Origin of the sequence: Streptomyces sp. NBC_00859 (assembly GCF_045161865.1) — a bacterium.
Classification (GTDB): Bacteria; Actinomycetota; Actinomycetes; order Streptomycetales; family Streptomycetaceae; genus Streptomyces.
This window is the reverse complement of sequence record NZ_CP108826.1, coordinates 6103380-6119839: the sequence shown is the minus strand read 5'-3', so window position 1 is coordinate 6119839 and position 16460 is coordinate 6103380. Positions and strand designations below refer to the sequence as shown.

The following is a 16460-nucleotide window of genomic DNA, read 5'->3' as shown; positions in this document are numbered from 1 at the left end:
CGCGGTGACCACCGGCCGGGCGCTGCGGCTGACCTGGGTGCAGCCCGAGGACCTGGTGGGGCACGAGCTGCGGCAGGCGGCTCAGGACGGACGTGATCCGTCGGCCGCCCAGCTGCGCTGGACCGGGGCCGGCGGCCATCTGGCGCCCGCGCGCGCGGGCGCGTCCGCCGAGCCGGCCACACCGGAGCTGCGCGCACTCGCCGAGGAGATCCTGGACGAACTGGCCACCATGAGCACGCCGTTGGCCTCCCTGGAGCCGACCGGCCTCGCCGGGATCAGGGCGCTCTGTCCCGGCTGGCCGGCTCCGGCCCCCGGGCTGCTGGACCGTGACGCGCTGCGCTCACGGCTCGAAGCGTCCTGGCTGGGCCGCGCCGCGGGCTGCGTGCTCGGCAAGCCGGTCGAGAAGCTCACGCTCGACGGCATCAGGGCGATCGCCCGCTCCACCGGCAACTGGCCGCTGGACACCTGGTTCACCGAAGTGGGTCTCGACCCGGAGGTGGCCGCCGCCCATCCGTGGAACCGCCGCTCGCGTCCCACCTCGCTCGCGGAGAACATCGACGGCGCACCCGAGGACGACGACCTCAACTACCCGTTGCTCGGGCTGCTGCTCCTCGACCGGTACGGCCCCGGCTTCAGCACCGCCGACGTGGCGCAGCTGTGGCTGGACGAACTGCCCGCCGGCCGGACCTTCACCGCCGAGCGGGTCGCGTACCGCAATCTGCTCGCCGGGGCCGAACCGCCGGACACCGCCTCGTACCGCAACCCCTTCCGTGAGTGGATCGGCGCGCAGATCAGGGCCGATGTCTTCGGCTGGACGCACCCGGGCGATCCGGGGGCGGCCGCCGCTGCCGCCTGGCGGGACGCGGTGCTCACCCATACGGCGAACGGGGTGTACGGCGAGATGTTCGCCGCCGCCGTGATCGCGGCCGCCGCTGGCGGCGACTCCGACGTACACACATGTCTGCGGGCAGGTCTCACGGTGGTCCCGCCCGGGTCCCGGTACGCGGCAGCCGTGCGCTTCGGCATCGAGCGGGCCGCCGCCGAACCGCTGGGCACGGCAGCCGCGTTCGCCTCGGTCGTGGACGAACTGCACGCTGCCTACGGCGACCACCACTGGGTGCACGTACTGCCGAACGCGGCGCTGCTCGCTGCCGCGCTGACCCACGCGGACGGCGACTTCACCGGCTCCATCTGCCGTGCGGTGTCCGGCGGCTGGGACACCGACTCCAACGGGGCGACGGCCGGCAGCGTCGCAGGACTGCTCGCGGGCGGCCCGGTGGCCTTGCCCGCTCGCTGGACCGAGCCGCTGCGGAACCGGCTGGCCACCACGGTCGGCGGCCTGGACGGCATCGGCTTCGACACACTCGCCGAGCGGACTCTGCGCCACGTACAGCGAGGGGGCACACCGTCATGAACAGGGCAGTGGAGGAACCACGTATGCACGACAGCACCCCGGAAACACCCGACGCTCCAGGCGCACCGCCGGGGCCGTCGTCCCTGGAGGGGCTGCGCGTCCTCGATCTGGCGACGCTCTTCGCCGGACCGCTGGCCGCGACCCTGCTCGGCGACTTCGGGGCGGAGGTCATCAAGGTGGAGCACCCCCGCAAGCCCGACCCGTCGCGCGGGCACGGCCCCAGCAAGGACGGTGTGGGGCTGTGGTGGAAACTGCTGGGCAGGAACAAGCGGAACATCACGCTCGACCTGTCGTCGCCCGGCGGCCGGGACGTGCTGCTCAGGCTGGCAGCCGAAGCGGATGTGATCATCGAGAACTTCCGCCCCGGCACCCTGGAGAAGTGGGGCCTCGGCTGGGACGAGCTGTCCGCCGCCAACCCCCGCCTGGTGCTGGCGCGCGTGACGGGGTTCGGCCAGTTCGGCCCGTACTCGCGGCGCCCGGGGTTCGGCACGCTCGCCGAAGCCATGAGCGGGTTCGCCGCCATGACCGGCGAGCCCGGGGGACCGCCGACGCTGCCGCCCTTCGGGCTCGCCGACTCGATCGCCGCGCTCTCCACCGCGTACGCCGTGATGGCCGCCCTGGCCGGGCGCGACCGCGCCGGACGCGGCCAGGTCGTGGACATGGCGATCATCGAGCCCATGCTGGCGGTGCTCGGACCGCAGGCCATCTGGTACGACCAGCTCGGTTACGTACAGCCGCGCACCGGCAACAGGTCCAACAACAACGCACCGCGCAACACCTACCGCACCAGGGACGGCCGCTGGGTGGCCGTCTCCACCTCGGCGCAGTCGATCGCGGAGCGGGTGATGCGGCTGGTGGGGCGGCCCGAGTTCATCGACGAGCCGTGGTTCGCGTCCGGTGCGCAGCGCGCCCGCCACGCCGACGAGCTGGACGCGGCGGTCAGCGACTGGATAGCCCGGCACGACAGGGCCGATGTGGTGACGGCCTTCGAGGAGGCGCAGGCCGCCATCGCGCCGGTCTACGAGATCGGCGATGTGATGGAGGACGCGCAGTACCGGGCGCTGGGCACGATCACGGAGGTCCCGGACGAGGAGCTCGGCACCATCAGGATGCAGAACGTCCTCTTCCGGCTCTCCGAGACGCCGGGCGCCATCAAGTGGGCGGGACGGCCGCACGGCGCCGACACCGACGCCGTACTGACCGGTCTCGGCCTGGAAGCGGCGGACATCGCGGCACTGCGGGACGCGGGTGCGGTCCGGTGAGTGTCTGGGAGGGGCTGCCGGCGGACCGGCCGGTGAACACCCCGCTGACCTGGCTGTACGTGCCGGGCGACCGGCCCGGTGTAGTGGTGAAGGCGCTCTCCGCCGGGGCCGATGTGGTGCTCGTCGACCTGGAGGACGCGGTTGCCCCCGACCGCAAGGCGTACGCGCGGGACGCCACGGCCGAGCTCCTCGCCGACCCATCCCCCGGACCTTCGCCGGTCCATGTGCGGATCAACGCGCTGGACGGCCCGCTCGCCGAGGCGGACGTCCGGGCGGTCGCGGGGCTGCCGGGTCTTGCGGGGCTGCGGCTGCCGAAGACAAACGGGCCCGCGGAGGTACGCGAGGTGGCCCGCTGGGCGGCGGGAGCGGGCGGCCGGGAGGGTCTCGCGCTCTATCCGATTCTGGAGTCGGCGCTCGGTGTGGAGCGTGCCTACGAGATCGCCACGGCCACCCCGGCGGTGCGCGGACTGGCGCTGGGCGAGGCGGACCTCCGGGCCGATCTGGGAGTACACGACGAGGCCGGTCTCGCGTGGCCCCGCAGCCGTGCGGTGGTGGCGGCACGGGCCGCGGGTCTGGCCCCGCCCGCTCAGTCGGTGTTCGCCGACGTACGCGATCTGGAGGGCCTCGCGGCGTCCTGCGCACGGGGCCGGGCGCTGGGGTTCCTGGGCCGGGCGGCGATCCACCCGAGGCAGCTGCCGGTGATCGAGAGGGCGTATCTGCCCACCGCGGAGGAGGTCCGGGCCGCGCAGGACATCGTGCGGGCCGCCTTCACCGACGGGGGCGCGCTGGCGCTGCCCGACGGCCGCTTCGTGGACGCGGCGGTGGTGGCGGGAGCCCGCCGCACACTGGATCTCGCGGAACGGCGGCAGCGCGTCTGAGCTGCGACTGCCGCCTGTTCGCGGTGCCCCTGGTGGCGGGTGCGGCGCGCGGCACCTGCCGGCCGGTCGGCCGGTGCCGCGCGGCCGGTTCCGGCCGGTCGGGCGCGGTTCAGCCGTTCTCGGCCTTCGCCTCGGCCTTGACCGCGCCCGGCTCGTCGGCCGCAGCCTGGCTGTCCTTCTTGCCCGCGCCGACACCGACGCCGTCCTCGCTGCCGTCGCTGTGGTCGCCGGTGTCCTCGGCCTCCTCGGCGGCGGCTGCCTCGGCCCCGCCGGCCGCGTCCACGGCGGCGGGCTCCACGATCTCCTCGCGGCCCGGCCGCAGCTTCGACGAGATGACGAAGTACGCCACGGCGAGCAGGAACATGATCAGCGCGGTCCAGTCGTTGAGCCGCAGGCCCAGGATGTGGTGCGCGTCGTCGACCCTCATGTACTCGATCCAGCCGCGGCCCACGCAGTACGAGGCGACGTACAGCGCGAACGCCCGGCCGTGCCCGAGCTTGAAGCGGCGGTCGGCCCAGATGACGAGGAGGCCGACACCGACGCACCAGAGCGACTCGTAGAGGAAGGTCGGGTGGTACGTCCCCGCGGCCCGGTCGGGGCCTTCACTGATCTTCAGCGCCCAGGGCAGATGGGTCGGCTTGCCGTACAGCTCCTGGTTGAACCAGTTGCCCCAGCGGCCGATGGCCTGTGCGAAAGCGAGTCCGGGGGCCAGCGTGTCGGCCCAGGCGGGGAGCGGGATCCCGCGGCGGCGGCAGCCGATCCACGCGCCGACGGCGCCGAGCGCGACGGCGCCCCAGATCCCGAGGCCGCCTTCCCAGATCTTGAAGGCGTCGACCCAGTCCCGGCCACTGCTGAAGTACAGCTCGTAGTCGGTGATGACGTGGTAGAGCCGGCCTCCGACCAGGCCGAAGGGCACGGCCCACACGGCGATGTCGGCGACGGTGCCCGCGCTGCCGCCCCGGGCGACCCAGCGCTTGTTGCCGTACCAGACGGCGACGAAGACACCGATGATGATGCAGAACGCGTAGCCGCGCAGCGGGATCGGTCCGAGGTGGATCACGCCGGTGGACGGGCTGGGGATGAAGGCAAGGTTCATGGCACCGCCGACGCTACATGGCCGGGCGGGCCCTGGGGCAACCCGCCCGGCAACGTATGCGTAACAAGGAATGTGTCCCGGCGGGCTCAGGCCGCGGGGGACGGTGAGACCGTGCCCGCCTTCTTGCCCCGGTTGGCCTCGGTCACCCACTTCTTCAGGTTGGCGGGTGAGATCTGCTCATTGCCCTTCTTGGGGAAGACCGACGCGCCGTTCAGCTCGACCGTCGGGGTGCCGCTGAAGCCGCCCTTCTGGAAGGCGTTGTTCGAGCGCTTCACCCAGTTGTCGTGCTTCCCGCCGTTCACACAGGAGGTGAACGCGGACGTCTTCAGCCCCTTGACCTTGCCCGCCAGTTCGATCAGCTTGCTGTTCTGCGAGTAGGGGTCCTGGGTCTCCTCGGGCTGGTTCTCGTAGAGCACGTCGTGGTAGTCGGGGAACTTGCCCGCGTCCTGCGCGCACGCGGCCGCGTTGGCCGCGCGCAGCGAGCCCGAGCCGCCCATGTTGCTGTCGATGAGCGTGGCGAGGTGGTACTGGACCTTCAGCTGACCGGACTTCTCCAGCTCGTGGACCGTGCCGCGGAAGCCGTTCTCGAACTGGCCGCAGGCCGGGCAGCGGAAGTCCTCCCACACGGTGAGCGTGGACGGTGCGTCACTCGCGCCCACCGGCACGGCCAGGCTGTCCTTTCCGGTCGCGCCGCTCGGCACGGTGAGTGGGCTGCTCGCGCTGTCGCTGCCGCTGTCCGAGCCGGAGTTGGCCGCGACCACTCCGATCACAGCGGCGAGCGCCAGCACCCCCACCACGGAGCCGCCGACGATCATTCCCCGCTTGCGCCGGTCACGGGCCTTCTGCTTGTCGCGCTCTTCGATGAGCCGCTCTCGGGCGGCCCTCTTCGCGTCTCGGTTCTTCTCGCTCACACCCGCAGCAACGAACCGGGGAGGCACGAGCGTGCCTCCCCGGTCCCAGATCCACCCGTACGAGCGACGGCGTCAGCTTCTGCGTACGCCCTTGGCCAGGTCGCCCGCCAGTTCGCGCACACCGTCCAGGCCTGCGGTTTCGTCGGCCGCGTCGAGCATCCGCTTGACGAAGGCGGATCCGACGATCACTCCGTCGGCGAAGCCCGCGACCTCGGCGGCCTGTTCGGCGTTGGAGACCCCGAGCCCCACACACACCGGCAGCTCGGTGGTCGCGCGGGTGCGCCGTACGAGCTCCTGCGCCTGCTCTCCCACGGAGTTCCGGGTACCGGTGACCCCCATCAGTGAGGCCGCGTAGACAAAGCCGGACCCCGCCGCGGTGATGGTCGCCAGCCGTTCGTCCCTGCTGCTCGGCGCGACGACGAAGACGGTCGCGAGACCGTGCTTCTCCGCGTGCTCGCGCCACAGCGCGGACTCCTGGACCGGCAGGTCGGGCAGGATGCAGCCGGCACCGCCCGCCTCGGCCAGCTCGGCGGTGAACCGCTCGACGCCGTACCGGTCGACGGGGTTCCAGTACGTCATGACGAGGATGGGCGCGCCCGTGGCCTCGTATCCCTCGCGCACCGTGCGGAGCACGTCGGCGATCTTCACCCCGCCCTTGAGCGCGATGTCGTCCGCGGTCTGGATGACAGGTCCGTCGAGGACCGGGTCGCTGTGCGGCAGCCCCACCTCGACGACGTCGGCGCCGCCCTCGATGACCGCCTTCACCGCGGCGATGCCGCCGTCGACCGTGGGGAAACCGGCCGGGAGGTACGCGATGAGCGCCGCGCGGCCTTCCGCCCTGGTCCCGGCCAGGATCGAACTCAGGAGCTCCCTGTTGCCGCTGCTCACTTGGCTGCCACCTCCGCGTCGACGCTGTACAGCCCGAAGTAACGGGCAGCCGTGTCCATGTCCTTGTCGCCGCGGCCGGACAGGTTGACCACGATCAGCCCGTCCTTGCCCAGCTCCTTGCCGAGGTCCAGCGCACCGGCCAGCGCGTGCGCGGACTCGATCGCCGGGATGATCCCCTCGGTGCGCGAGAGCAGCCGCAGGGCCTGCATCGCCTCGTCGTCGGTCACCGCGCGGTACTCGCCGCGGCCGACGTCCTTGAGATAGGCGTGCTCCGGGCCGATGCCGGGGTAGTCGAGACCGGCCGAGATCGAGTAGGGCTCGGTGATCTGGCCCTCCTCGTCCTGGAGTACGTACGAGCGGGAACCGTGCAGGATCCCCGGTTCACCGGCCGAGAGCGTGGCCGCGTGCTCGCCGGACTCGATGCCGTGCCCCGCGGGCTCGAAGCCGACCAGCCGGACCGAGGTGTCCGGGATGAACGCGTGGAAGAGCCCGATGGCGTTGGAGCCGCCGCCGACACATGCGGCGACGGCGTCGGGGAGGCGGCCCGCGCGCTCCAGGATCTGGCGGCGCGCCTCGACGCCGATCACCCGGTGGAAGTCACGCACCATCGCCGGGAAGGGGTGCGGCCCCGCGACCGTACCGAAGAGGTAGTGCGTATTGTCCACATTCGCGACCCAGTCGCGGAACGCCTCGTTGATGGCGTCCTTGAGGGTGCGGCTGCCGGACTTCACGGCGACGACCTCGGCGCCGAGCATCCGCATCCTGGCGACGTTGAGCGCCTGGCGCTCGGTGTCGATCTCGCCCATGTAGACGGTGCATTCGAGACCGAACAGGGCGCAGGCGGTCGCCGTGGCGACACCGTGCTGGCCGGCGCCGGTCTCCGCGATGACCCGGGTCTTGCCCATGCGCTTGGTGAGCAGCGCCTGGCCCAGCACATTGTTGATCTTGTGCGATCCGGTGTGGTTGAGGTCCTCACGCTTGAGGAACATCCGCGCGCCACCGGCGTGTTCGGCGAACCGGGGCACCTCGGTGAGGGCGCTCGGCCTGCCGGTGTAGTTGACCATGAGGTCGTTCAGCTCGGCGGTGAAGGCCGGGTCGGCCTTGGCCTTGCTGTACTCGACGGCGACCTCGTCCACCGCGGCGACGAGCGCCTCGGGGATGAACTTGCCGCCGAAGGCGCCGAAGTAGCCCTCGGCGCTGGGGATCCGGCCGTCCGGATCCGGAATGAAGAACTCTGAAGACATGCGTGATCTCCGCGGGTACGTGAGTGGTGGTACGCAGGAGTGAACGGTGGAGCTGAGCGACTGCTCAGCGGCGCCATCGCATGCCGTTGATCTGACCGGGCTCGGACCCGATGTGGTACCGCACCCGCCGCCCGCGCACCCGCCGTGCGGGCGCACGGCAGCCGCGGGGCCGGCAGCCGCGCGCGAGACGGACGGAGATGGCCATGGGGGTCAGTCCCGCCCGTGGCGCAGGGCCGGGTGGGCGCCCGCTGCGACCAGGTCGGCGACGGCGGCCTTCGGATCGCGGCCGGTCACCAGGGACTCGCCGACCAGTACGGCGTCGGCGCCCGCGTTGGCGTAGGCGATCAGGTCGTGCGGACCGCGGACACCGGACTCGGCGATCTTGACCACGTGCGAGGGGATCTCGGGCGCGACCCGCTCGAACGTGCCCCGGTCGACCTTGAGGTCCTTGAGGTTGCGTGCGTTGACCCCGATGATCCGGGCGCCGGCTTCGACGGCGCGCTCGGCCTCGTCCTCGTCGTGGACCTCGACCAGCGGGGTCAGCCCGATGGACTCGGCGCGCTCGATCAGCGAGACGAGCGCCTCCTGCTCCAGGGCGGCGACGATCAGGAGCACCAGGTCGGCCCCGTACGCCCGCGCCTCCCAGAGCTGGTACGCGGTGACGATGAAGTCCTTGCGCAGGACCGGGATGTCGACCTTGGCGCGGACCGCCTCCAGATCGGCCAGCGACCCTCCGAAGCGGCGCTGCTCGGTCAGTACGGAGATGACGGACGCGCCGCCCGCCTCGTAGTCGGCGGCGAGCGCTGCGGGGTCCGCGATGGCGGCGAGGGCGCCCTTCGACGGGCTGGAGCGCTTGACCTCGCAGATGACCTTGACGCTGTCGCCGCGCAGAGCCGCGACACCGTCCTTCGCCTCGGGTGCCTTCGAGGCCAGGTCCTTGAGCTCGTCGAGGCTGACACTCGCCTGCCGCTCCGCGAGGTCGGCGCGTACGCCTTCGATGATCTCGTCGAGCACACTCACGCGAGCGGCCCCCTTCCAAAACGGTGTGGATGGATCAGGATCAGCCATGGTGATGCTATCCGCAGAAGCCCTCCGGCCCCGCATCCGGTCGGTGCGAGTTCCGGTCCGTGGACACTCACGGGGCCAGGAAAGAGCCCATGGGAAGGTTCCGCAGCACGCTGAAGACCAGCACAACCGCGCCCACGGCCCACCACAGGGCCGGCCGGGCCGTGAACCTCCTGGTCCCGGGCCGTACGGCGCGAATCAGCCACACGACCATGACCACGGCGAAGACCCCGTACCCGGCGACCGCGAGCGCGTTGTCACCGAGGGCCGCCACGAGATCGCCGTGGGCGACCGCGTGGGCGCTGCGCAGGCCGCCGCAGGCCGGACAGTAGATGCCGGTGACCGCGTACAGCGGGCAGACCGGGTAGTGACCTGGGTGGTTGGGGTCGACGGACCCGACATAGGTGAAGGCGGCGGCGACCGCGCCCAGCATGCCGAGCGGTACGAGGAGCCTGCGACGGGCCGGCTCGGCGCTCCGTGGCCCCTGATGGCCGGGAACGGGGGCCGGGGCGCGGAGGGCGGCAGGCGCTGCGTTGGAGTCCACCCGGCGATTCTCCCTGTTCATGCGGGAAGGCGCAGCCCGGATACCGGACTGCGCCTTCGCGCTGGAGCGCGCTCGCTCAGGGAGGCTTGTCAGTGCGCCTGCGCCTGGGCGGCCTGGGCCCTGGCCTGGATGCTGGCCTCGGACTCCTTCGGCATGCCGAGGCCCGCGGCCTTCATGCCGAGACCGACCACACCGCCGAGGACCACGACGACGAGTCCGGCCACGAACCCGACCGGGCTGGCCATCACCATGAAGGCGCCCGAGACGCAGAAACCGATGAAAGCGATGATGACGCCGGTCCAGGCGGCCGGGGTGTGTCCGTGGCTGGTGCCCGCCATGAGTTGCTCCTCGTTGCTGTGTGTCCAGGCCCGCGGTGGAGCCGTGTGTTCCGCGGTCGCACGTCTCAGCCGTGGCTCGGACGTGTGCCGGAAGTCGCGTCCATTGTCGCGCACGGCCGCGCCGGGCGACGATCTGGGGGGTGAGCTGTCCGTCACGCTTCTCGCGTGGGGTCCTCACCGCGGTCGAGCGCCTTCCAGATCTCCTCCGGCCGCTCCGGATCCGGTGCTGTGCGCGGCCGGCGCGGACGCGGGGTGCCGTCGCGCTCGTACCGGCTGGACATGGCCGGCCACTGCTTGCCGTAACGGAGGGCCAGCACGCCGGCGAGCAGGATCAGCACGCCGCCGAACGCGGCCACGTACGGCCAGGCCGTGTGGGACAGCGATTCGATCGTGGCCGCCGTGTTGCCCGCTGTGGTGGCCGCCTTCTCGTCGAGGGCCGAACTGTCGCTCGCCCCCGCGAAGGCCGCCACGGCCACGCCGGCCCCGCAGAGCGTGAGCAGCGCGGCGACGAAGAACCGGCCCGCGCTGCGTACCGCGAACACGGCGACGAGAGCGGCGAGACCGACGATCGCGAGCGCCGTGGGCACACCGCTGACGTCGCCGCCGTCGGCCGTCAGCGGCAGCGCGCCGCCGCCGACCGGGGCATCGCCCCGGGCCCAGGTCTGCCCGGAGGCGAGGAGCACGACGGCAGCACCGGCTGCGCCGAGTATCAGGGCGGTGGCGAGACTGCGGCGGCTGCCCGGGGAGGCGGCGGCCGGTCCGGCTTCGGATCGGGGCGGGGGTACGGCACTCACACCCCCCACTATCCCTTACGCCCCGAAGGCCCGGTGAGGCGGTTGGCCGATCCGACGGCGCGGAGGACGGCAGCCGCCTTGTTGCGGCACTCGTTGTCCTCGGAGACCGGGTCGGAGTCGGCGACGACTCCCGCGCCGGCCTGGACATAGGCGGTGCCGTCGCGCAGCAGTGCGGTGCGGATGGCGATGGCGGTGTCGGAGTCACCGGCGAAGTCGAGGTAGCCGACGCAGCCGCCGTACAGTCCGCGGCGCGTCGGCTCCAGCTCGTCGATGATCTGCATCGCGCGGGGCTTGGGGGCGCCGGAGAGGGTGCCCGCGGGGAAACACGAGGTGAGGACGTCGAAGGCGGTGCGCCCCTCGGCGACCCGGCCCGTCACGGTGGACACGATGTGCATGACGTGGGAGTACTTCTCGACCGACATGAAGTCGACGACCTCCACGGAGCCCGGCTCGCAGACCCGCCCGAGGTCGTTGCGGCCGAGGTCGACGAGCATCAGGTGCTCGGCGCGCTCCTTCGGGTCGGCGAGCAGCTCGTCGGCGAGGTCCTGGTCCTCGCGCGGCGTCGAACCACGGTGGCGGGTCCCGGCGATGGGGTGCACCATGGCGCGCCCGTCCTCGACCTTGACGAGCGCCTCGGGGCTGGAACCGACGACGTCGAAACCGTCGAAGCGGAAGAGGTACATGTACGGCGAGGGGTTCGTCGCACGCAGCACCCGGTAGACGTCCAGGGCGCTCGCCGTGCAGGCCGTCTCGAAACGCTGGGACGGGACGACCTGGAAGGCCTCACCGGCCCTGATGCGCTCCTTGATGTCCTCGACCACGTCCTGGTACTCCGTCCCTCCCCAGAGCGCGGTGTACTCGGGAAGCTCGGACGCGGGCAGGGCCGCCGGCGAGGTCCCGGCGGGGCGCGCGAGGTCGGCCTCCATGGCGTCGAGCCGGGCCACGGCGTCGGCGTACGCCTCGTCCACTCCCGTGTCGAGGTCGTTGTGGTTGATCGCGTTGGCGATCAGCATGACGGTGCCGGCCCAGTGGTCGAGCACGGCGAGGTCAGAGGTGAGCAGCATGGTCAGCTCGGGGAGTTTCAGGTCGTCCCGCTCGCCGGGCCCGATCTTCTCCAGGCGGCGCACGATGTCGTACCCGAGGTAGCCGACCATGCCTCCGGTGAAGGGCGGCAGCCCGCCCGCCAGGTCACGCGGGGTGTGCAGCGCTTCGACGGTGGCGCGCAGGGCCTGCAGCGGGTCGCCGTCGACCGGGACGCCGACCGGCGGCTCACCCTCCCAGTGGGTGGCGCCGTCGCGCTCGGTGAGGGTGGCGGCGGAGCGTACGCCGATGAAGGAGTAGCGGGACCAGGTACGTCCGTTCTCGGCGGACTCCAGCAGGAAGGTGCCGGGGCGCTCCGCTGCGAGCTTGCGGTAGAGACCCACCGGGGTGTCTCCGTCGGCGAGCAGGGTGCGGCTCACGGGAATGACACGGCGGTCGGCGGCGAGCTTGCGGAAGGTCTCCAGGTCCATGGCGGAAGTCTAGGGGCCGGGCCCCCCTCCTCCACCGGCAGCCGGGTGCCGTCTCAGCCCAGCAGGACGTCCGCGTCGAAGCAGGTCCGCTCGCCCGTGTGGCAGGCCGCCCCGACCTGGTCCACCTTCACCAGGACCGTGTCGGCGTCGCAGTCGAGGGCCACCGACTTCACGTGCTGTACGTGCCCGGACGTGTCGCCCTTGACCCAGTACTCGCGGCGGCTGCGCGACCAGTACGTGCAGCGCCCGGTGGTGAGGGTGCGGTGCAGGGCCTCGTCGTCCATCCAGCCGAGCATCAGTACTTCGCCGGTGTCGAACTGCTGGGCGATGGCCGGCACCAGGCCGTCCGTGCTGCGCTTGAGACGTGCGGCGATCTCGGGGTCGAGGCTGCTGGACTGCGGCGTACTGGTCATGGGTCCATTGTGCCGCCCGGCCGGGGCACGGCGGGCCGCCGTCCACTGGGCGGAACGGCTCGCGCGGTCGTACGCTGGCGGGCATGTCGACCCATGCCAAGCGCGAACGACTTCTCCTCGCCGACCTGTTGGAGGCGGCGGGTCCCGGCGCCCCGACGCTCTGCGAGGGCTGGAAGACCCGCGATCTCGCCGCCCATGTGGTGGTCCGCGAACGGCGGCTCGACGCGGCGGGCGGGATCATGATCGGCGCGCTCAAGGGGCGCCTCGACCGGGTGCAGGGCGAATTCGCCCGTAAGCCGTACGAGGAGCTGATCCAGCTGATCCGTACGGGGCCGCCCAAGTTCTCGCCCTACTCGCTCAAGCAGGTGGACGAGGGCGCCAACGCCGTCGAGTTCTTCGTGCACGCCGAGGACGTACGGCGGGCGCAGCCCGACTGGTCGCCGCGTGAGGTGGACCCGGTGTTCGCCGAGTCCCTGTGGCGGCGCCTGGAGAAGGCGGCGCGGCTGATGGGGCGCAGGGCGCCGGTCGGTCTTGTGCTGCGGCGGCCGGACGGCCAGACGGCGGTCGCGCACCGGGGCACGCCGGTGGTGACGGTCACCGGGGAGCCGGGCGAGCTGACGGTCTTCGCCTTCGGCCGGCAGGACGCGGCGAAGGTGGAGATCGACGGGGACCCGGAGGCATCGGCCAAGGCGATCGAGGCCCGGCTCGGCATGTGAGCGACGGCAGGTGAGCGACCGGGCGGCCGGCTCCCCGCGGGGGCCGGCCGCCCGCCGCCGCACGTGGTGTGGACGGGCAGCCCTACCGCACCGGGTGACCGGCGTTCCGCAGCTCGTCCTTGACCTGCGAGATCCGCAGGTCGCCGAAGTGGAAGACCGAGGCAGCGAGCACCGCGTCGGCGCCCGCGCCGACGGCCGGCGGGAAGTGTCCCAGGGTGCCCGCGCCGCCGCTCGCGATGACCGGCACGGTGACCTGTGCGCGTACCGCGGCGATCATCTCGGTGTCGTAGCCGTCCTTGGTGCCGTCGGCGTCCATGGAGTTCAGCAGGATCTCGCCCGCGCCCAGCCGTGCCGCCCGGCGCGCCCACTCGACGGCGTCGATGCCCGTGCCCTGCCGGCCGCCGTGCGTGGTGACCTCGAAGCTGCCGTCGGCGGCGCGGCGCGCGTCGACGGACAGGACGAGGACCTGGCTCCCGAAGCGCTCGGCGATCTCGCTGATGAGTTCCGGGCGGGCGATGGCCGCGGTGTTCACGCCGACCTTGTCCGCTCCCGCGCGCAGCAGCTTGTCGACGTCCTCGGTGGTGCGGACGCCACCGCCGACGGTGAGCGGGATGAAGACCTGCTCGGCGGTGCGGCGCACCACGTCGTAGGTCGTCTCGCGGTTGCCGGAGGAGGCGGTGATGTCGAGGAAGGTCAGCTCGTCGGCGCCCTCGGCGTCGTAGAGCCTGGCCATCTCCACGGGGTCGCCCGCGTCCCGGAGGTTCTGGAAGTTGACGCCCTTGACCACCCGGCCGTTGTCCACGTCCAGGCAGGGGATCACCCGTACGGCGAGCGTCATGCGCGCTCCCCCCGGTACGCCTCCACCTCGACCTCGACGACCAGGGTGGGGTCGACGAATCCGGAGACAATGATCATTGACGCGGCGGGCCGCACCGCGCCGAACAGCTCCTTGTGCGCGCGGCCGACATCGTCCACGTCCCGGGCGTGCGTGATGTACATCCGGGTGCGGACGACGTGCTCGGCGCCCAGGCCGAGCTCCTTGAGCGCGTCGACGGCGACGCCGAAGGCGGTGACCGTCTGCTCGTACGGGCCGCCCTCCGCGATCCGGCCGCCGGTGACCGAGGTGCAGCCGGAGACCAGGACCAGGCCGTTGGGCAGCTCCACCGCGCGGGAGTAGCCGATGGACTCCTCCCACGGGCCGCCGGACGCGATGCGGCGTACTCCGTCGTTCGGGGCGCTCTCACTCATACCGACACCGCTTCGATGGCCTCTTCCAGCGTGAACGCCTCGGCGTACAGCGCCTTGCCGACGATCGCGCCTTCCACACCCGACGGGACGAGCGAGGAGATGGCCCGCAGGTCGTCCAGCGAGGAGACGCCGCCGGATGCGACGACGGGCTTGTCGGTGGCCGCGCAGACATTCTTCAGGAGTTCCAGGTTCGGGCCCTGGAGTGTGCCGTCCTTGGCGATGTCGGTGACCACGTAGCGGCTGCAGCCCTCGGCGTCGAGGCGTGCGAGGGTCTCGTAGAGGTCGCCGCCATCACGGGTCCAGCCGCGGCCCCGCAGGGTCGTGCCGCGTACGTCGAGACCGACAGCGATCTTGTCGCCGTACTCGGCGATGATCTTCGCGACCCACTCCGGGGTCTCCAGCGCGGCGGTGCCCAGGTTGACCCGGGTGCAGCCGGTGGCGAGGGCGGCCGCCAGTGACGCGTCGTCGCGGATGCCGCCGGAGAGTTCGACCTTGATGTCCATCGCCGACGCGACCTCGGAGATCAGCTTCCGGTTGTCGCCGGTACCGAAGGCGGCGTCCAGGTCGACCAGGTGCAGCCACTCGGCACCGGACCGCTGCCAGGCGAGCGCGGCTTCCAGGGGCGAGCCGTAGGAGGTCTCGGAGCCGGACTCGCCGTGGACGAGGCGGACCGCCCGGCCGTCCCTGACGTCGACGGCGGGGAGGAGTTCTAGCTTCTTCTGCAAGGCGGACATCACAGGGTTCCGATCCAGTTGGTCAGCAGCTGGGCGCCGGCGTCGCCGGACTTCTCGGGGTGGAACTGGGTCGCCGACAGTGGCCCGTTCTCGACGGCCGCGACGAAGCGTTCGCCGTGCGTGGCCCAGGTGACGCGCGGGGCGCGGATCCTGGCGTTGGTGACTTCGAGCGACCAGTCGTGCGCCGCGTAGGAGTGCACGAAGTAGAAGCGCGCCCCGGCGTCGAGACCGGCGAAGAGCTCGGTGCCCGCGGGGGCTTCCACCGTGTTCCACCCCATGTGCGGTACGACGTCGGCCTTGAGCGGGCCGACCGTGCCGGGCCACTCGTCGAGCCCGTCGGTCTCCACACCGTGCTCGATGCCGCGCTCGAAGAGGATCTGCATACCGACGCAGATCCCCATGACCGGCCGGCCGCCGGCCAGCCTGCGGCCGACGATCCAGTCGCCGCGGGCCTCCTTGAGACCCTTCATGCAGGCGGAGAAGGCACCGACGCCGGGGACAAGGAGTCCCTCGGCGTTCATGGCGCGGTCGAAGTCACGGGTGATCTCGACGTCCGCCCCGGCGTGCGCCAGCGCCCGCTCGGCGGAACGGACGTTGCCGAAGCCGTAGTCGAAGACCACGACCTTCTTCCGGAGGGTCATGTCCAGATCCCCTGGATGCGCATCACGCCCGACACCAGGCACATCACGGCTCCGATGGAGAGCAGCACGATGAGGCTCGCGGGCATCTTCTGTTTGGCGAAGGAGTAGACGCCGCCGGCCAGGAAGAGGCCGACGACGATGAGGATGGTGTTGAGACCAGTCATGCTTACAGCGCGCCCTTGGTCGAAGGAAGAATGCCCGCTGCCCGCGGGTCGTGCTCGGACGCGTAACGCAGCGCGCGGGCCAGGGCCTTGAACTGGCACTCCACGATGTGGTGGGCGTTGCGCCCGTACGGCACGTGGACGTGCAGCGCGATCTGCGCCTGAGCGACGAACGACTCCAGGATGTGCCGGGTCATCGTCGTGTCGTACTCGCCGATCATCGGTGCCATGTTCTCCGGCTCGGTGTGCACTAGGTAGGGGCGGCCCGAGAGGTCGACGGTGACCTGGGCGAGCGATTCGTCCAGCGGCACCGTGCAGTTGCCGAACCGGTAGATGCCCACCTTGTCGCCGAGCGCCTGCTTGAAGGCGGCGCCGATCGCCAGCGCGGTGTCCTCGATGGTGTGGTGCGAGTCGATGTGCAGGTCGCCGTCGGTCTTGACCGTGAGGTCGAAGAGCCCGTGGCGGCCCAGCTGGTCGAGCATGTGGTCGTAGAAGCCGACCCCTGTCGACACGTCGACCTTGCCGGTACCGTCGAGATTGATCTCGACGACGACCGAGGTCTCCTTGGTGGTGCGTTCCACCCGTCCGATGCGGCCCACGCG

At 71.7% G+C, this 16460-nt stretch carries 21 protein-coding genes; 4 read left to right on the top strand and 17 right to left on the bottom strand.

Features of this window, described 5'->3' with window-relative positions:
• Nucleotides 1-4 precede the first annotated feature (4 nt).
• The 3 genes from OG584_RS26830 to OG584_RS26820 are packed head-to-tail and all read left to right on the top strand — an operon-like array spanning nt 5 to nt 3554.
• On the top strand, nt 5-1414 hold the full coding sequence (locus OG584_RS26830; protein WP_405784306.1) for an ADP-ribosylglycohydrolase family protein: 1410 nt from the start codon (nt 5-7) through the stop codon (nt 1412-1414).
• A 23-nt stretch (nt 1415-1437) separates the two neighbouring features.
• On the top strand, nt 1438-2676 hold the full coding sequence (locus OG584_RS26825) for a CaiB/BaiF CoA transferase family protein (RefSeq protein WP_405781577.1): 1239 nt from the start codon (nt 1438-1440) through the stop codon (nt 2674-2676).
• Nucleotides 2673-3554: an HpcH/HpaI aldolase/citrate lyase family protein gene (locus OG584_RS26820; protein ID WP_405781575.1), complete on the top strand. Its 882-nt coding sequence runs from the start codon at nt 2673-2675 to the stop codon at nt 3552-3554. Before OG584_RS26825 ends, OG584_RS26820 begins: the two co-directional genes overlap by 4 nt.
• 109 nt (nt 3555-3663) lie before the next feature.
• Here the strand turns inward: OG584_RS26820 and lgt are convergent, their stop codons facing one another.
• The 11 genes from lgt to hisI all read right to left on the bottom strand — a co-directional run bounded on the left by lgt (nt 3664) and on the right by hisI (nt 12358).
• On the bottom strand, nt 3664-4650 hold the full coding sequence (lgt, locus tag OG584_RS26815) for a prolipoprotein diacylglyceryl transferase (protein ID WP_405781574.1): 987 nt from the start codon (nt 4648-4650) through the stop codon (nt 3664-3666).
• Between the two features lie 86 nt (nt 4651-4736).
• Nucleotides 4737-5561, bottom strand: a complete 825-nt coding sequence (locus OG584_RS26810; RefSeq protein ID WP_405781572.1) for a DsbA family protein — start codon at nt 5559-5561, stop codon at nt 4737-4739.
• A gap of 72 nt (nt 5562-5633) precedes the next feature.
• Entirely contained in the window at nt 5634-6449 is an 816-nt protein-coding gene (gene trpA, locus OG584_RS26805; protein WP_405781570.1) for a tryptophan synthase subunit alpha, read from the bottom strand.
• The gene (gene trpB, locus OG584_RS26800; RefSeq protein WP_405781569.1) at nt 6446-7693 is read right to left on the bottom strand and encodes a tryptophan synthase subunit beta; all 1248 of its coding nucleotides are present in this window, start codon (nt 7691-7693) and stop codon (nt 6446-6448) included. Before trpB ends, trpA begins: the two co-directional genes overlap by 4 nt.
• A gap of 64 nt (nt 7694-7757) precedes the next feature.
• On the bottom strand, nt 7758-7898 hold the full coding sequence (trpM, locus tag OG584_RS26795; RefSeq protein WP_405781567.1) for a tryptophan biosynthesis modulator TrpM: 141 nt from the start codon (nt 7896-7898) through the stop codon (nt 7758-7760).
• Nucleotides 7899-7903: 5 nt separating this feature from the next.
• Nucleotides 7904-8713, bottom strand: coding sequence for an indole-3-glycerol phosphate synthase TrpC (trpC, locus tag OG584_RS26790; RefSeq protein ID WP_405781566.1), 810 nt, complete (start codon nt 8711-8713; stop codon nt 7904-7906).
• A 115-nt stretch (nt 8714-8828) separates the two neighbouring features.
• Nucleotides 8829-9302 carry a DUF2752 domain-containing protein gene (locus OG584_RS26785; protein WP_405781564.1) on the bottom strand — a complete coding sequence of 158 codons (474 nt, stop codon included), beginning with the start codon at nt 9300-9302 and terminating at the stop codon, nt 8829-8831.
• Nucleotides 9303-9391: 89 nt separating this feature from the next.
• Complete coding sequence (locus tag OG584_RS26780; RefSeq protein ID WP_405781563.1) at nt 9392-9640, bottom strand: HGxxPAAW family protein; 249 nt, start codon at nt 9638-9640, stop codon at nt 9392-9394.
• A gap of 152 nt (nt 9641-9792) precedes the next feature.
• Nucleotides 9793-10443 (bottom strand): TIGR02234 family membrane protein, encoded by a 651-nt coding sequence (locus tag OG584_RS26775; RefSeq protein ID WP_405781561.1) that lies wholly within the window; start codon nt 10441-10443, stop codon nt 9793-9795.
• Nucleotides 10443-11945 (bottom strand): anthranilate synthase component I, encoded by a 1503-nt coding sequence (locus OG584_RS26770; RefSeq protein WP_405781560.1) that lies wholly within the window; start codon nt 11943-11945, stop codon nt 10443-10445. The genes OG584_RS26775 and OG584_RS26770 overlap by 1 nt, the downstream gene beginning before the upstream one ends.
• 53 nt (nt 11946-11998) lie before the next feature.
• A complete protein-coding gene (gene hisI / locus OG584_RS26765; RefSeq protein ID WP_405781558.1) occupies nt 11999-12358 on the bottom strand; it encodes a phosphoribosyl-AMP cyclohydrolase in 360 nt (119 codons plus the stop codon).
• Between the two features lie 83 nt (nt 12359-12441).
• Between hisI and OG584_RS26760 the strand changes: the two genes are divergently transcribed.
• Nucleotides 12442-13074 carry a TIGR03085 family metal-binding protein gene (locus OG584_RS26760; RefSeq protein WP_405781556.1) on the top strand — a complete coding sequence of 211 codons (633 nt, stop codon included), beginning with the start codon at nt 12442-12444 and terminating at the stop codon, nt 13072-13074.
• A gap of 82 nt (nt 13075-13156) precedes the next feature.
• Here OG584_RS26760 and hisF read toward each other — a convergent pair whose 3' ends face one another.
• The 6 genes from hisF to hisB are packed head-to-tail and all read right to left on the bottom strand — an operon-like array spanning nt 13157 to nt 16457.
• On the bottom strand, nt 13157-13912 hold the full coding sequence (gene hisF, locus OG584_RS26755) for an imidazole glycerol phosphate synthase subunit HisF (protein ID WP_405781554.1): 756 nt from the start codon (nt 13910-13912) through the stop codon (nt 13157-13159).
• Nucleotides 13909-14322 carry a RidA family protein gene (locus OG584_RS26750; RefSeq protein ID WP_405781552.1) on the bottom strand — a complete coding sequence of 138 codons (414 nt, stop codon included), beginning with the start codon at nt 14320-14322 and terminating at the stop codon, nt 13909-13911. Before OG584_RS26750 ends, hisF begins: the two co-directional genes overlap by 4 nt.
• Complete coding sequence (priA, locus tag OG584_RS26745) at nt 14319-15056, bottom strand: bifunctional 1-(5-phosphoribosyl)-5-((5-phosphoribosylamino)methylideneamino)imidazole-4-carboxamide isomerase/phosphoribosylanthranilate isomerase PriA (RefSeq protein WP_405781550.1); 738 nt, start codon at nt 15054-15056, stop codon at nt 14319-14321. The genes OG584_RS26750 and priA overlap by 4 nt, the downstream gene beginning before the upstream one ends.
• Complete coding sequence (hisH, locus tag OG584_RS26740; RefSeq protein ID WP_405781548.1) at nt 15056-15697, bottom strand: imidazole glycerol phosphate synthase subunit HisH; 642 nt, start codon at nt 15695-15697, stop codon at nt 15056-15058. The genes priA and hisH overlap by 1 nt, the downstream gene beginning before the upstream one ends.
• The gene (locus OG584_RS26735; protein WP_405781547.1) at nt 15694-15861 is read right to left on the bottom strand and encodes a hypothetical protein; all 168 of its coding nucleotides are present in this window, start codon (nt 15859-15861) and stop codon (nt 15694-15696) included. The genes hisH and OG584_RS26735 overlap by 4 nt, the downstream gene beginning before the upstream one ends.
• 2 nt (nt 15862-15863) lie before the next feature.
• Nucleotides 15864-16457, bottom strand: a complete 594-nt coding sequence (hisB, locus tag OG584_RS26730; RefSeq protein WP_266861158.1) for an imidazoleglycerol-phosphate dehydratase HisB — start codon at nt 16455-16457, stop codon at nt 15864-15866.
• Nucleotides 16458-16460: the final 3 nt, after the last annotated feature.

Coding starts and splice junctions, on each gene's coding strand:
- OG584_RS26825 (WP_405781577.1), top strand. CDS start 1,438: ATGCACGACAGCACCCCGGAAACACCCGACGCTCCAGGCGCACCGCCG.
- lgt (WP_405781574.1), bottom strand. CDS start 4,650: ATGAACCTTGCCTTCATCCCCAGCCCGTCCACCGGCGTGATCCACCTC.
- trpB (WP_405781569.1), bottom strand. CDS start 7,693: ATGTCTTCAGAGTTCTTCATTCCGGATCCGGACGGCCGGATCCCCAGC.
- trpM (WP_405781567.1), bottom strand. CDS start 7,898: ATGGCCATCTCCGTCCGTCTCGCGCGCGGCTGCCGGCCCCGCGGCTGC.
- OG584_RS26780 (WP_405781563.1), bottom strand. CDS start 9,640: ATGGCGGGCACCAGCCACGGACACACCCCGGCCGCCTGGACCGGCGTC.
- OG584_RS26770 (WP_405781560.1), bottom strand. CDS start 11,945: ATGGACCTGGAGACCTTCCGCAAGCTCGCCGCCGACCGCCGTGTCATT.
- hisI (WP_405781558.1), bottom strand. CDS start 12,358: ATGACCAGTACGCCGCAGTCCAGCAGCCTCGACCCCGAGATCGCCGCA.
- OG584_RS26760 (WP_405781556.1), top strand. CDS start 12,442: ATGTCGACCCATGCCAAGCGCGAACGACTTCTCCTCGCCGACCTGTTG.
- hisF (WP_405781554.1), bottom strand. CDS start 13,912: ATGACGCTCGCCGTACGGGTGATCCCCTGCCTGGACGTGGACAACGGC.
- OG584_RS26750 (WP_405781552.1), bottom strand. CDS start 14,322: ATGAGTGAGAGCGCCCCGAACGACGGAGTACGCCGCATCGCGTCCGGC.
- priA (WP_405781550.1), bottom strand. CDS start 15,056: ATGTCCGCCTTGCAGAAGAAGCTAGAACTCCTCCCCGCCGTCGACGTC.
- hisH (WP_405781548.1), bottom strand. CDS start 15,697: ATGACCCTCCGGAAGAAGGTCGTGGTCTTCGACTACGGCTTCGGCAAC.
- OG584_RS26735 (WP_405781547.1), bottom strand. CDS start 15,861: ATGACTGGTCTCAACACCATCCTCATCGTCGTCGGCCTCTTCCTGGCC.